Source organism: Blastococcus sp. SYSU D00669 (assembly GCF_054050715.1).
The window spans coordinates 1-13,891 of the sequence record NZ_JBJGZV010000007.1; the positions used below are offsets into that span (position 1 = coordinate 1).

Annotated in this window: 10 protein-coding genes; 5 read left to right on the plus strand and 5 right to left on the minus strand. The window is 75.5% G+C overall.

Translation table 11 applies throughout. The features are described from left to right. Together ACI8AF_RS06880 and ACI8AF_RS06885 are read right to left on the minus strand one after the other, a co-directional pair. Positions 1–1,475, minus strand: a 1,475-nt coding sequence (locus ACI8AF_RS06880; RefSeq protein WP_456538944.1) for an AAA family ATPase, incomplete at its 3' end; no start/stop codon positions are given. Next, positions 1,472–2,620 carry an exonuclease SbcCD subunit D gene (locus ACI8AF_RS06885; protein WP_456538945.1) on the minus strand — a complete coding sequence of 383 codons (1,149 nt, stop codon included), beginning with the start codon at positions 2,618–2,620 and terminating at the stop codon, positions 1,472–1,474. The genes ACI8AF_RS06880 and ACI8AF_RS06885, both read right to left, overlap by 4 nt. Before the next feature lie 132 nt (positions 2,621–2,752). On the opposite strand from ACI8AF_RS06885, the gene ACI8AF_RS06890 reads away from it, so the two are divergent. Beyond that, complete coding sequence (locus ACI8AF_RS06890) at positions 2,753–5,209, plus strand: protein kinase domain-containing protein (RefSeq protein ID WP_456538946.1); 2,457 nt, start codon at positions 2,753–2,755, stop codon at positions 5,207–5,209. A gap of 3 nt (positions 5,210–5,212) precedes the next feature. Here the strand turns inward: ACI8AF_RS06890 and ACI8AF_RS06895 are convergent, their stop codons facing one another. Then, positions 5,213–5,773, minus strand: coding sequence for a PH domain-containing protein (locus ACI8AF_RS06895; protein ID WP_456538947.1), 561 nt, complete (start codon positions 5,771–5,773; stop codon positions 5,213–5,215). 49 nt (positions 5,774–5,822) lie between these two features. Then, positions 5,823–6,665 carry a biotin--[acetyl-CoA-carboxylase] ligase gene (locus tag ACI8AF_RS06900; RefSeq protein ID WP_456538948.1) on the minus strand — a complete coding sequence of 281 codons (843 nt, stop codon included), beginning with the start codon at positions 6,663–6,665 and terminating at the stop codon, positions 5,823–5,825. 43 nt (positions 6,666–6,708) lie between these two features. Here ACI8AF_RS06900 and ACI8AF_RS06905 point away from each other — a divergent pair, with 43 nt between their 5' ends. The 4 genes from ACI8AF_RS06905 (at position 6,709) to ACI8AF_RS06920 (ending at position 11,070) form a co-directional block, all read left to right on the plus strand. Further along, the gene (locus tag ACI8AF_RS06905; protein ID WP_456538949.1) at positions 6,709–8,334 is read left to right on the plus strand and encodes an acyl-CoA carboxylase subunit beta; all 1,626 of its coding nucleotides are present in this window, start codon (positions 6,709–6,711) and stop codon (positions 8,332–8,334) included. Then, positions 8,331–8,555 (plus strand): acyl-CoA carboxylase subunit epsilon, encoded by a 225-nt coding sequence (locus ACI8AF_RS06910; protein ID WP_456538950.1) that lies wholly within the window; start codon positions 8,331–8,333, stop codon positions 8,553–8,555. Before ACI8AF_RS06905 ends, ACI8AF_RS06910 begins: the two co-directional genes overlap by 4 nt. Positions 8,556–8,628: 73 nt before the next feature. Beyond that, positions 8,629–9,237, plus strand: a complete 609-nt coding sequence (locus ACI8AF_RS06915) for a Maf family protein (RefSeq protein ID WP_456538951.1) — start codon at positions 8,629–8,631, stop codon at positions 9,235–9,237. Between the two features lie 69 nt (positions 9,238–9,306). Continuing rightward, a complete protein-coding gene (locus ACI8AF_RS06920; RefSeq protein ID WP_456538952.1) occupies positions 9,307–11,070 on the plus strand; it encodes an acetyl/propionyl/methylcrotonyl-CoA carboxylase subunit alpha in 1,764 nt (587 codons plus the stop codon). A 39-nt stretch (positions 11,071–11,109) separates the two neighbouring features. On the opposite strand, the gene ACI8AF_RS06925 is transcribed toward ACI8AF_RS06920, so the two are convergent. Beyond that, on the minus strand, positions 11,110–13,836 hold the full coding sequence (locus ACI8AF_RS06925; RefSeq protein WP_456538953.1) for an LGFP repeat-containing protein: 2,727 nt from the start codon (positions 13,834–13,836) through the stop codon (positions 11,110–11,112). Between the last annotated feature and the right edge of the window lie 55 nt (positions 13,837–13,891).

The following is a 13,891-nucleotide window of genomic DNA, read 5'->3' on the forward strand; positions in this document are numbered from 1 at the left end:
CCGCCCCCCACCACGACCCGCCGGGCCCGCGCGCCCCCCCCCCCCGCGCCCCCCCCCCCCCCCCCCCCCCGCCCCGCGGGCAGCCGGCCGGCCAGCCGCTCGGCGCTGCGGGCGGCGGCCAGCGCGGCCGCCGCGGCGTCGGCGGCCGCCTGCTCGGCCGGCAGCCGCACGGCGGCCTCGGTGGCCCGCGCCAGCTCCTGCTGGGCGGCGGCGAGCCGGTCGGGCCGGTCGGCGGCCGCCTGCGCGCCGGCCGCGCACCGGCGCTCCAGGTCGGCGATCTCGCGGTCGAGGCGGCCGAGCTCGCGGCGCAGCCCGTCGGCGCGGTCGGCCTCGGGCAGCAGCGACCGGACGGCGGCGGCGTCGTCGCGCAGCCCGCGGGCGACCAGGGCGTCGGCCGGTCGGCCCCCGCTCCCGGCGAGCCAGGCCGCGCGGGCGGCCGCGAGCCGCTCGGCGGCGGCGGTCGCGCGGGCGGCCGTCGCCGCGGCCGCCTCGAGGACGTCGCGCAGCGCCTCGGCCCGCCGGCCCGCGTCGCGCCGGGCCCGCAGCGGCGCCAGCTCGGCCTCCCGGGCGGTGAGCCGGGCCAGCTCGGCACGGGCCCGCTCCCGACGGGCGTGCCGGTCGGCGAGCGCGCGGGCCGCTGCCAGCTCGACCTCCAGCGCGGCCGAGTCGGCGGCGGCGGCGTCGGCGGCCGCACCGGCCGCCGCGAGCTCGGCGTCGGCCCGGCTCCGCAGGCCGGCCACCCAGGTGCCCACCCGGGCCGCGGGCGCGGCGCCGACCAGCTCGGGCGCCAGCTCCTCCGGCACGTCGGCGTCGGCGATCTGGGCCACCCGCGCCAGCAGCGTGCTGGTGTGCAGCCGCTCGGCACGCAGCGCCTCGTCCGCCGCCCGGCGCTCGGCGGCCAGCCAGTCCTCGGCGCGCGCGAACCGGTCGACGTCGAACAAGGTGGACAGCAGCCGCGCGCGGTCCTCGGGCTCGGCGCGCAGGAACCGCGCGAAGTCGCCCTGCGGCAGCAGCACCACCTGGCAGAACTGCTCGGCGGAGAGCCCCAGGCGGGTGCCCAGGTACTCCGAGCCCTCGTCGATGCGGGTGCTCACCGGCTGCCAGGTGTCCCCCGCCCAGCGCTGCACGGTGAGCCGGGCCGGCTCGACGGTCAGCCCGGTGCCGCGCTTCTTGGGGCGCGCCTGCTCGGGGCGGCGGATCACCCGGAGCCGCTCGCCGGCCAGGGTCAGCTCGCAGGTGACCTCGGTGCGCGTGGCGTCGTCCGCGTGGTCGCTGCGCAGCCGCTTGTCGTGGCCGCGCACGCCGGGGACGGTGCCGTAGAGGGCGAAGACGACCGCGTCGAGCAGCGTGGTCTTGCCCGCCCCCGTCGGCCCCCACAGCAGGAAGAGCCCGTCGCGGGCGACGTCGTCGAGGTCGAGGGTCGCGGTGCCCGGGAACGGGCCGAAGGCGGTCAGCGAGAGCGAGTGCAGCCTCACCGGGCGGCCGCCTCCCGGTCGGCGGCGCCCAGCGCGGTGGCCAGTAGCCGGCGCTCGGCGGGCACGGCGTCGACACCGCGCACGTGCCGCACGAACTCCTCGGTGATCTCCAGGTCGCTGCGGTTGCGCAGCCGCTCCCGGTAGCTGCGGCCGTCGGCGGCGCCGGCGGCGCCGGCCCACTCCAGGTGCACGCAGTGCGGGAAGCGGGCCTGCAGCCGGCGCATGGGGTCGGCCGGCCGGGCCGGGTCGGTGAGCTTGGCGGAGACGAAGTGCCCCTCGACGGCGGCGTGCTCGGGGCTCTCGAGCAGCTCGGCCAGCGTGCCGGTGAGCACGGTCAGCGGCCGCGGCGTGGGCAACGGCACCGGGCGCACCCCGGCCAGCCCGGAGGCGTCGAGGTCGACCAGCCACGCCTGCTTGGCCTGGCCGGCCTCGCCGAAGGAGTAGGCCAGCGGGGAGCCGCTGTAGCGCAGCCGGGGGCTGAGCGTCTGCGGCCGGTGCAGGTGCCCGAGGGCGACGTAGTCGACGCCGTCGAACGCCCCCGCCGGTACGAGGTCGACCCCGCCGACGCAGATGTCGCGCTCGCTGTCGCTGGGCTCCCCGCCGCCCACGAACGCGTGCGCCAGCACCACCGAGCGCGCCCCCGGGCGCAGGAACAGGTCGGCGCGCACCCGCTCCATGGCCTCGGCCACGACGCCGGCGTGGCTGCGCACGCCCGGGACGCCGAGCTCGAACCGGGCCACCTCGGGCTCCAGGAACGGCAGACCGTAGATCGCCACGTCGCCGTGCTCGTCGGCGAGCAGCACCGGCTCGTCGAGCCGGGGGACGGCGGCCCGCACGTGCAGCCCGGCGACGGCGAGCAGCCCGGAGAAGGTGCCCAGCCGGCGGGCGGAGTCGTGGTTGCCCGGCGTGAGGACGACGGTGGCGCCGGCGGCCAGCAACCGGCCGACGACGCGGTCGAGCACGGCCTGCGCGTCGGCCGAGGGCACCGCCCGGTCGTAGACGTCGCCGGCGACCAGCACGACGTCCACCGACTCGGCCACCACGACGTCGACGAGCGCGCCGAGGACCGCCTCCTGGTCGGCGAGCAGGTCGGCGCCGTGCAGGGACCTCCCGATGTGCCAGTCGGAGGTGTGCAGCAGGCGCATGTGCCGGACGGTAGGCGTCCGCACCGACGAATTCACCCCGGCGACCGCACCGGCGGCACGCCCGTCACCGGTGACACAGGAGTCCCCCGGCTCCTAGCATCGGCCGCACCCCCGCCGACAGGAGGGCGACCCGTGCACCTCGCCCCGGGCGACACGGTGGCCGGCTACACGGTCGTGCGCGAGCTCGGCAGCGGCGGGATGGGCGCGGTCTACCTCGTCCGCCACCCCCGGCTGCCCCGCCTGGACGCGCTCAAGCTGCTCCGCCGCGAGCTCTGCGACGACCCCGACTTCGCGCGGCGGTTCATGCGCGAGGCCGACGTCGTCGCCGGGCTGTCGCACCGCAACATCGTCGGCGTCCTCGACCGGGGCGACGACGGCGGGCAGCTCTGGCTGACCATGCAGTACGTCGACGGGATCGACGCCGAGACCGCCCTCGAGCAGGCCGGCGGGATCCTGCCCGCCCCGCGGGCGGTGCACGTCGTCACGGAGGTCGCCGCCGCGCTCGACGCCGCGCACCGCCGCCAGCTGGTGCACCGCGACGTCAAGCCGGCCAACATCCTGCTCGGCCGGATGGCCGAGGACGGCGGCGACGAGCCCGAGCAGGTGTTCCTCACCGACTTCGGCATCGCCAAGCCGCTGGACCGCGCCACGCGGCTCACCCGCACGGGCATGGTCATCGCGACGTTCGACTACGCCTCGCCGGAGCAGATCGCCTCCGAGCCGCTCGACGCCCGCTCCGACGTCTACTCGCTGGGCTGCGTGCTGGTGAAGCTGCTCACCGGCACCGTGCCGTTCCCCGGGGACACGGCGTTCGCCGCGCTGCACGGCCACCTGGGCCTGCCGCCGCCGCGCGTGACGGACCGCGTGCCCTGGCTGCCGCCCGACCTCGACGACGTCGTCCTGCGCGCCCTGGCCAAGGACCGCACCCAGCGGTTCGGCACGTGCCGGGAGCTGGCGTCCGCGGCGGCCGCCGCGCTGGACCGGCTGCCCGCGGCGCCGACCCCGCCGCTCACGCTGTCGCTGGTGCCCGGCCTCGGGACGACCACCGCGGTGCGACCGGTCAGCACCGAGCGGATTCCGACGGCGGTGACCGAGCAGCTGACCGGTCTGCTGCGGCGCACCCGCTTCCTGGACCTGCCCGAGGTGGTCCCGCCACCGGGACCGGAGGGCGGGAGCGGGCGGCGCACGGCGCTCGAGGTGACCTCCGGTGCCGGCCGGCACCGGGTCGAGCTCGACCTGGCCGACCCCCGCCTGCCGGCGGAGTTCGGCGAGCTGGTCGCGGCGGTCGAGAAGCTGGGCTCCGCCCCGGTGCGGGAGCCCGAGACCGTGGTGGAGCGGACGGGGCCGCTGCCGCTGCCCCCGCCGCCCCGCCGCTCGGCGGTCCAGCAGCCGGTGGTGGCGCAGCAGTGGGCCGACCCCCGGCCCTCGTCCCCCGGGCCGGCCGCACCACCGGTGGCCGCACCACCGGTGGCCGCGCCCCCGGACCGGCCGGTCGGCCCCCCGCCGCGGCAGCCCGCGCCGGCGGGGCGGGGCGGCCGCGGTCCCTGGCTGCTCGTCGCCGTGGTCGTGGCGGTCCTGCTGGCCGCGGGCGGCACCTGGTGGTTCCTGCAGGGCGGGCTCGACGGCCGGGGCGGCGGCACCGGCGGCACCGGCTCGAGCACGTCGTCCTCGGCCTCGGCGACGACCACGACGCCGGTACCGCCGGGGCAGGCCGCCCTCGAGGCCCTCCCCCGCGCCGACCCGCTGGACGACGCCGTCGTGGTGGTGCCCCGGGTCGTCGACGACGACACCGACCTCTACCTCGTCGACACCACGTCCGGGACGACGGTGCTGCGCCTGACGAGCGGTCCGGCCCAGGACATCGGCCCGCTGGTGTCGGGCGACCGGCGGACCGTCCTCTACCAGCGGGTGACCGGCACCGAGGTCGACCTGCGGGTGGTGGCCACCGACGGCACGGGCGACCGCTCGCTCGTCGAGGGCGGCCTCGACTGCCCGAACACGGGGCGGCCGGCGTGGAACCCGGTGGACCAGACCCAGATCGCGGTCACCTGCGGGGCCCCGGGGTCGATGAGCTTGTACCTGGTCGGCCTCGACGGCAGCACGGTGCGGCAGCTCGACCCCGGCGTGCCCCACCTCGGGGACCTCAGCTTCTCCGCCGACGGGTCGCGGCTCGTCTACTGGGGCAACGACGACCCCGCCGCCGACGGCGGCGACCTGTACCTGCTCCGGACCGACGGGACGGCGCCGGCCGAGCAGCTCACCGACGTCGGGCCCACCGGGGACGCCGACGCCGTCTGGTCGCCGGACGGCGGGCAGCTCGCCTTCCGCCGGATCATCGCGCCCGGCCAGAGCCGGATCTTCACGATGGGCGCCGACGGCACGGGGCTGCGGCAGCTGACCTCCGGCAGCGGGGTGGACCAGGACCCGATCTGGTCGCCCGACGGGTCGATGCTCGCCTTCAAGAGCAACCGGCCGGGCGACTCACCCGGCGACCAGGTGTGGGTGATGGGCAGCGACGGCAGCGGCCTGCGCCAGCTCGACGGCGGCGGCGGGACCGCCACCAACGCCCCGGCGTGGGGCGGCCGCTGAGCGTCAGAACCGGCGGGTGTCCTGCCAGCCGTCGTCCTCGCCGCGGATGTACCCGGCGTTCTCCCGGGCCCGGCGGTCGGCGTCCTCCTCGATCATGTGGTTGAGCAGCTGCTGGACGCCGTCGCTGTCCGGGATGCTCTTGAGCACCGTGGCGCCGCTGTCGCCGGCCGACTCGATGGTGAGGGTGCCGGAGTTGATGATCCGGTCCCACAGCGTCTGCCGGTAGGAGACGTCGGTGATCCGGGACAGCCCGATGTCGCGGCCGTGCCGGGCGAGGATCCCCTGGCGGAACAGCAGCCGGTGGGTGGTGACGACGTAGTGCGTCGTGCGCCACCGCAGCAGCGGGACGACGACGAGGACGAGCAGCAGCAGGAGCGCGACGCCGACGATCACCAGGCGCCAGACCCCCTGCTGCCGCCCCTCGGGGATCGCCGCGGCGCCGAACGAGGCGGCACCGACGACGAGCAGGAACAGGACGACGGGCCAGAAGATCGTCAGCCAGTGCGGGTGCAGGTGGCGGACGACCTCTTCGTCCTCGGCGAGGAGCTTGTCGGGGTACGGCACGCCGACAGGATGACGCAGCCGCGCGCATTCGGCCGGTAGGCCGACGACGTCATCGTCGGCGCACGTGCCGCACGTCCCCCGACGCCAGCTCGACGCTGCCGTCCGCGGTGGCGACGACCAGCCGCCCGTCCCAGTCGACCGCCTGCGCCACGCCCTCGAGGACCGTGCCGTCGGGCAGGGCCACGGCCACCTCGGTGCCGACGGTCGACGACCAGGCGAGGTAGTCGCGCGCCAGCTCGGAGGCGACCGGGTCGCCGAGGGCCTCGACCCAGCGGGTGTAGCGCCGCTCGAAGGCCCGCAGGTAGGCCAGCAGCACCGGGCCCCGGTCGACCGCCGCGCCGGTGACGACCGACAGGGAGGTGCCGGTGTCGGGCAGCTCGGTGGTGTGGGTGTTCACGTTGAGCCCCGCGCCGACGACGACGGCGCCCGGGCGGGTGGGGGATGTCACGGCCTCGGCGAGGATGCCGGCCAGCTTGCGCCCGTCGAGGGCGAGCAGGTCGTTGGGCCACTTCAGCGAGGCGCGGACGCCGGTCACCTCCCCCACCGCCTCGGCCAGGGCCACGCCGGTCAGCAGCGGCAGCCAGGCCCGCCGGGCGGCCGGCACGTCCGGGCGGACGAGCAGCGAGACGGTCAGGCCGGCGCGCGGGGGTGACACCCACGTGCGGTCGAGCCGGCCCCGGCCGGCCTCCTGGTGCTCGGCCACGAGCACCAGGCCCTCGGGGGCGTCCTCGGCGGCGCGGGCCAGCAGGACGGCGTTCGTCGAGCCGATGCTCTCGACCACCTCCAGCGCCGTCCACAGCCGGCTGTCGCGGGTCAGCGCGGCGGACAGCGCGGGCCCGTCGAGCGCGGGCCGGTCGAGGTCCGACCAGCGGGAGGAAGGCGCATCGGGCACGTCACTTACGCTACGGCGCGTCCGAGCCTGTCGAGGAGGCCCCGTGAGCGCCGAACTGCAGAACGCCGGAGACGCCGTCCCCGACGACGTCGACATCCACACCACCGCAGGCAAGCTCGCCGACTTCGAGCGGCGCGTGCAGGAGGCGACCCACGCCGGCTCCGCGCGGGCGGTGGAGAAGCAGCACGCCGCCGGCAAGATGACCGCCCGCGAGCGGATAGAGGCGCTGCTGGACCCGGGCTCGTTCACCGAGTTCGACGAGTTCGCCCGGCACCGCTCCACCAACTTCGGGCTGGAGTCCCGCCGCCCCTTCGGCGACGGCGTCGTCACCGGCTACGGCACGGTCGACGGCCGGCCGGTGGCGATCTTCTCCCAGGACGTGACGGTCTTCGGCGGCAGCCTCGGCGAGGTCTACGGCGAGAAGATCGTCAAGGTCCTCGACTTCGCCATGACCAACGGCTGCCCGGTGGTGGGCATCAACGAGGGCGGCGGCGCGCGGATCCAGGAGGGCGTGGTCTCCCTGGGCCTGTACGGGGAGATCTTCCGCCGCAACGTGCACGCCTCGGGCGTAATCCCGCAGATCTCGCTGATCATGGGCGCCGCCGCGGGCGGGCACGTCTACTCCCCCGCGCTCACCGACTTCACGGTGATGGTCGACAAGACGAGCCAGATGTTCATCACCGGGCCCGACGTGGTGAAGACCGTCACCGGCGAGGACGTCACCCTCGAGGAGCTCGGCGGCGCGCGCACGCACAACACCAAGTCCGGCGTCGCCCACTACCTCGGCGAGGACGAGGCCGACGCCCTGGACTACGTCAAGGCGCTGCTGTCCTACCTGCCGAGCAACAACCTCGACCCGCTGCCCGCCGTCGAGGTCGGCCCGGTCGACACCGTGCTGCCCGACGCGCTCACCGACACCGACCTCGAGCTCGACACCTTCGTCCCCGACTCGGCCAACACCCCGTACGACATGCACACCGTCATCGAGCACGTGCTCGACGACGGCGAGTTCCTCGAGGTGCAGGCGCTGTGGGCGCCGAACATCCTGATCGGCTTCGGCCGGGTCGAGGGCCGCCCGGTGGGCGTGGTGGCCAACCAGCCCACCCAGTTCGCCGGCACCCTCGACATCGACGCCAGCGAGAAGGCCGCGCGGTTCGTGCGCACCTGCGACGCGTTCAACGTCCCGGTGCTCACCTTCGTCGACGTCCCCGGCTTCCTGCCCGGCACGTCGCAGGAGTGGGAGGGCATCATCCGCCGCGGCGCGAAGCTCATCTACGCCTACGCCGAGGCGACGGTCCCGAAGATCACCGTCATCACCCGCAAGGCCTACGGCGGCGCCTACGACGTCATGGGCTCCAAGCACCTCGGCGCCGACCTCAACCTGGCCTGGCCCACCGCGCAGATCGCCGTCATGGGCGCCCAGGGCGCCGTCGGCATCCTGTACCGCAAGGAGATCGCCGCGGCCGACGACCCCGACGCCCGCCGCGCCGAGCTGATCACCGAGTACGAGGACGCGCTGCTCTCCCCGTACATCGCGGCCGACCGCGGGTACGTCGACGCGGTGATCCCGCCCTCGCACACCCGCGTCCAGGTCACCAAGGCGCTGCGGGTGCTGGCCAACAAGCGCCAGTCGCTGCCGGCCAAGAAGCACGGGAACATCCCGCTGTGAGCACCTCCGAGACCCAGCCGCAGCCCCTGCTGCGCGTGGTCCGCGGCGAGCCCACCGCCGAAGAGCTCGCCGCGCTGACCGTCGTCGTCGCCGCGCTGTCCCGGCGCCGGGCCCGCACGCGGCCGACACCGGTGGGGGCCTGGGGCTCGTACGGCGACGCCCACCGCGCGCCGGTGCGCCCGGGCCCGGGTGGCTGGCGCGCGTCGGGGAGATTCGCATGAGCGGGCGTGCGAGCTCGTGCGGACAGATCACGCAGCCGCGTACGCGGCCGACGAGCGCCGGCGAGGAGGACGCGTGAGCGACGTGCGCAGGCTCGTCCTGGGCAGCGCCTCGCCCGCCCGGCTGACCCTCCTGCGGCAGGCCGGGCTCGCCCCCGAGGTCGTCGTCAGCAACGTCGACGAGTCCGCCGTGCAGGCGCCGCGGGTCGCCGAGCGGGTCTCGCTGCTGGCCGCGGCGAAGGCCAAGGCGGTGGCCGAGCAGGAGACCGACGCCCTCGTCATCGGGGCCGACTCGCTGCTGGAGTTCCGCGGCGAGGCGTACGGCAAGCCCGCCGACGTCCACGAGGCGCGCGACCGCTGGCAGCGGATGGGCGGGCACAGCGGCGTGCTGCACACCGGCCAGGCGCTCTTCGACGTGCAGGACGGCGCCGTGGTCAGCCGCGACGTCGCCGTCGTCTCGACCGTCGTCCACTTCGCCTCCCTCACGCCGCAGGAGCTCGAGGCGTACCTGGCCACCGGTGAGCCCCTCGCCGTGGCCGGCGCCTTCACCCTCGACGGGCTCGGCGCCCCGTTCGTGCGGCGGGTGGAGGGCGACCCGGCGGCCGTCGTCGGGCTGTCGCTGGCCACCCTGCGCACGCAGCTGGCGAAGCGCGGCCTCGCGCTCACCGACCTGTGGCGTCGATGACACCCCGTACCGGCCGCTGAGAGGCCCTGGCTACAGTCCGCAGACGGCCGACTTCCGAGGAGGACACCGGTGCAGAAGGTCCTGATCGCCAACCGCGGTGAGATCGCCGTGCGGGTGGCCCGGGCGTGCAAGGACGCCGGCCTGACCAGCGTCGCGGTGTACGCCGAGCCCGACCGGGACGCCCTGCACGTCCGGGTGGCCGACGAGGCGTTCGCCCTCGGCGGCACGACGCCCGGCGACTCCTACCTCGTCATCGACAAGATCATCGACGCGGCGAAGCGGTCCGGCGCCGACGCGGTCCACCCCGGCTACGGCTTCCTCTCCGAGAACGCCGACTTCGCCCGGGCGGTCCTCGACGCCGGGCTCACCTGGATCGGCCCCTCCCCCGAGGCGATCATCGCCCTCGGCGACAAGGTGCAGGCCCGGCACATCGCGATGAAGGCCGGCGCACCGCTGGTGCCCGGCACCAAGGACCCGGTCAAGGACGCCGACGAGGTGATCGCCTTCGCCGAGGAGCACGGCCTGCCGGTGGCGATCAAGGCCGCGTTCGGCGGCGGTGGCCGCGGCCTCAAGGTGGCCCGCACCCTCGAGGAGATCCCCGAGCTGTTCGACTCGGCGGTGCGCGAGGCGGTGTCGGCCTTCGGCCGCGGCGAGTGCTTCGTCGAGCGGTTCCTCGACAAGCCGCGGCACGTCGAGGCGCAGGTGCTCGCCGACACCCACGGCACCGTGGTCGTCGTCGGCACCCGTGACTGCTCGCTGCAGCGGCGCAACCAGAAGCTGGTCGAGGAGGCGCCCGCGCCGTTCCTCACCGACGAGCAGCGCGAGCGCATCCACTCCTCGGCCAAGGCCATCTGCGCGGAGGCCGGCTACCACGGCGCCGGCACCGTGGAGTACCTCGTCGGCGTCGACGGCTCGATCTCCTTCCTCGAGGTCAACACCCGCCTGCAGGTGGAGCACCCCGTCTCCGAGGAGACCGCGGGCGTCGACCTGGTCCGCCAGCAGTTCCGGATCGCCGACGGGCTGCCGCTGGAGATCACCGAGGACCCGACCCCGCGCGGGCACAGCATCGAGTTCCGGATCAACGCCGAGGACGCCGGCCGCAACTTCCTGCCCGCCCCGGGCCCGGTCACCCGCCTGGAGATCCCCCAGGGCCCGGGCGTGCGCTGGGACTCCGGCGTCGAGGCCGGCGGCGAGGTCGCCGGCGCGTTCGACTCGATGCTGGCCAAGCTGATCATCAGCGGCGCCACCCGCACCGAGGCGCTGCAGCGCGCCCGGCGGGCCCTGGACGAGCTGGTGGTCGAGGGCATGCCGACGGTGATCCCGTTCCACCGCGCCGTCGTCCGCGACGAGGCGTTCACCAGCGAGCCGTTCACCGTGCACACCCGCTGGATCGAGACCGAGTGGGACAACCAGGTCGAGCCCTACGGCGCCGGCCCGGCCGAGCACGAGGAGCCCGCACCGCGGCAGACCGTCGTGGTCGAGGTCGGCGGCCGCCGGCTGGAGGTCTCGCTGCCCGCCGGTCTCGCGGCCGGCGGCGGGGGCGGTGCTGCCGGTGCGCCGGCCAAGCCGCGCAGGCGCGGCTCCGGCCACGGCGGCTCGGGGGCGTCGGGCGATTCCCTCACCTCGCCGATGCAGGGCACGATCGTCAAGGTGGCGGTCGAGGACGGCGCCACGGTGAGCGCCGGCGACCTGGTCGTCGTCCTCGAGGCGATGAAGATGGAACAGCCGATCACCGCGCACAAGGCCGGCGTGGTGTCGGGCCTGTCCGCCGAGGTCGGCGCCACCGTCACCAGCGGCGCCGTCCTCTGCACCATCGCCGACGCCGAGGGGTGACGTCACGGGCCCGGCCCGGTCTGACCGAGCCCGTGCGCCTCAGTTCATGATCACCTGGTAGCTGGACGGGCCGTTGCCGTCGGCCGGTCGCGCCACGATCCGACCGTGCTGGAAGGTGCCCGTCATCTCGCCGGTCTGGTAGTTCATGACGGTCCTGGTCACGGGGTAGCCCAGCGGGCCGGATTCCCCGCCCTCGGCGAGCCAGGCCGTCGCCACGGGGCCCTGCACGTCCCACGCACCGGTGGCCGGCGACCAGGCGAACAGCCCGTTCTCGAACTGCTGCACGCAGCCGCCGTCGACCAGGCCGCACCGAGGGTCCTGCGTCGGGTAGCCGATCCAGACGTCCCCCCCACGGATGTACCACTGCACCCGGATGGCCCCGGGCAGGAGAGCGCTCGGCGGGTGCGCCCCGCTCACGTACATGTCTCCGCCGTGGAACAGCTGGCTGCACCCGTCGCGCGGAACCCGGGGGGCGGCCTGGTTGCACAGCTGGGCTGCCCTCGGATAGCCGAGCGGACCGGCTTCGGCGCCCCGGAGCACCCAGCCGTCGCGGATCGGTCCCGAGGGGACGACCTGCGCGCCGTAGTTCTGCGACCAGTAGATCGCCCCGTGCTCGAACTCCTGGCGGTAGCCGCCGCCCACGAGCCCGCCCTGGGCGGCCCCGAGCGGGTCACCCAGCGGCCCGCTCCCCGAGCCCGACGCCACCCACGCGCGCCGGATCTGCTCCTCGGGGGGATGGGGAGGTACGACGACGTCCCGGCACCCCAGGCTCGTACCCGGACCCCAGGTCTGGGTGTCCTTCGCGAACACGCAGACCCGGTAGTTCTGGGGCTCGAGCCGCGTCGCCGAGCCCGAGAAGCCGTGGGCATTCCCGGCTCCCGGGTGGGCGGCGCCCACGTCGGGCCGGTCGAGCCCGGCCGTGAGGACGGTGGCGACGCGGTCTCCGGCCCAGACCTCGACCTGCAGCTGGGCCGTCGGTCGATCGGGGTCCAGGGCCCACCCCGAGACGGTGAGCGTCTCCGGCTCGACCGACACCGCCTCCCACGCGCCCACCGGCGGGGTCAGCTCCATCTCCACGTACTCGCAGCCCAGCGGGGTGTCCCTCGCCGGGTCCTCGAGGTCGATCGCGAACACGCACACCTCGTGCACGCCCGACTCCTCGATGGCCACCTCGTGCCAGAAGACGTGCGCGGGCCCGGCACCGGGGAACCTCGTGGCGATGTCCGTCCGGCTCTGGTCCGCCAGCGTCTCCTCGCCGACCCCGTCGACGTACACCTCCACGGTGACCGGCGCGGTCCGGTCGTCGAGGTCCAGCGCCCAGCCGGTCACCCACAACGAGCGCCGTTCGACCGACGTCCCCGTGTACTCCCACTCCCCCATCGGCAACGACGTCCCGACGGCGACCGAACGGCAGCCCAGCGCCGTGTTCCGCCAGGGAACGCCCACGTCGATGGCGTACACGCAGACCGAGTGGATCCCGGGTGACAACTGGCGGCTGAAGGAGAACCCGTGGGCGTCACCGGAGCCCGGGAACGCGGCGCCCACGTCGGGACGGCTCCCGTCCGCCTGCAGCACGGTGCCGCTGCCGTCGACGTAGACGTGCACGGACACCGGCGTCGTCGGGTCGTCGGGGTCGAGCGCCCACCCCTGCACCGACAGCGTCCCCCGGGTCGCCGACACCACGTCCAGGCTCGCCCGGGGCAGCGTGGCGCGGACGGCGATCGTCCGGCAGCCCAGCGCGGTGTTCCGCGACGGGTCGTGCACGTCGATGGCGTAGACGCAGACCGTGTGCGCCCCCGGCGCCAGCTGCGCGGAGTACGAGAACCCGTGCGCGTCGCCGATGCCGCCGAACGCCGCTCCGACGTCGGGGCGGGTGGCGTCCGCCCGCAGGGCCGCCCCGGCACCGTCGACGTAGACGTGCACCGGCACGGACGCCGTCGTGTCGTCGGGGTCGAACGCCCACCCGGCCACCGTGATCGTCGCCCCGGAGGCCGAGAGGACCTCCCAGTTCGCCACGGGCACGGCCAGCGCCACCGCCACGGACCGGCAGCCCAGCGGGGTGTTCCGCCACGAGGCGTCGACGTCGATGGCGTACAGGCACACCGAGTGCACGCCCGGCGCCAGCGACACCGAGTGGGAGAACCCGTGCGCCGGACCGGCCCCGGCGAAGGCCGCGCCGACGTCCGGCCGGCTGCCGTCGGCGGTCAGCACCGCGCCGAAACGCCCGTCGACGTAGGCGTGCACCGCGACGGCGGCCGACGGCTGGTCGGGATCGACCGCCCACCCGGCCAGCGACACCGTCGTGCCCGAGGCCGACAGCACCTCCCAGTTCGCCACCGGCGGCGTCACCGACACCCCCACCGAGCGGCACCCCAGCGGGGTGTTCGCCCACGACAGGTCCGCGTCGATGGCGTACGCGCACACGGAGTGCGTGCCGGCGCTCAGTGCGGTCGAGTACCGGAACCCGTGCGCGTCGCCGATCCCGCCGAACGCCGCCCCGACGTCCGGCCGGCTCCCATCGGCCGCCAGGGTCGCCTCGAACGCCCCGTCCACGTAGACGTGGATCGTCACCGTCGCCGACGGCCGGTCGGGGTCGAAGGCCCAGCCCGCCACCGTCACCGTGGACCCCGATGTCGACAGCGTCTCCCAGTTGGCGGCGGGCGTCCGGTTCCCCGCCGCCGACGACGAGGTCGCGACGAGGAGGAGCGGCGCGACCAGCAGCAGGCAGACGAGCAGCCGCAGGGCGGACACGCGGGCCAGCGGCATGGAGCGACCCCTCGAGAGCTGGAAGCGGGAAGCACACCGTGGCGACCGCCTCGCG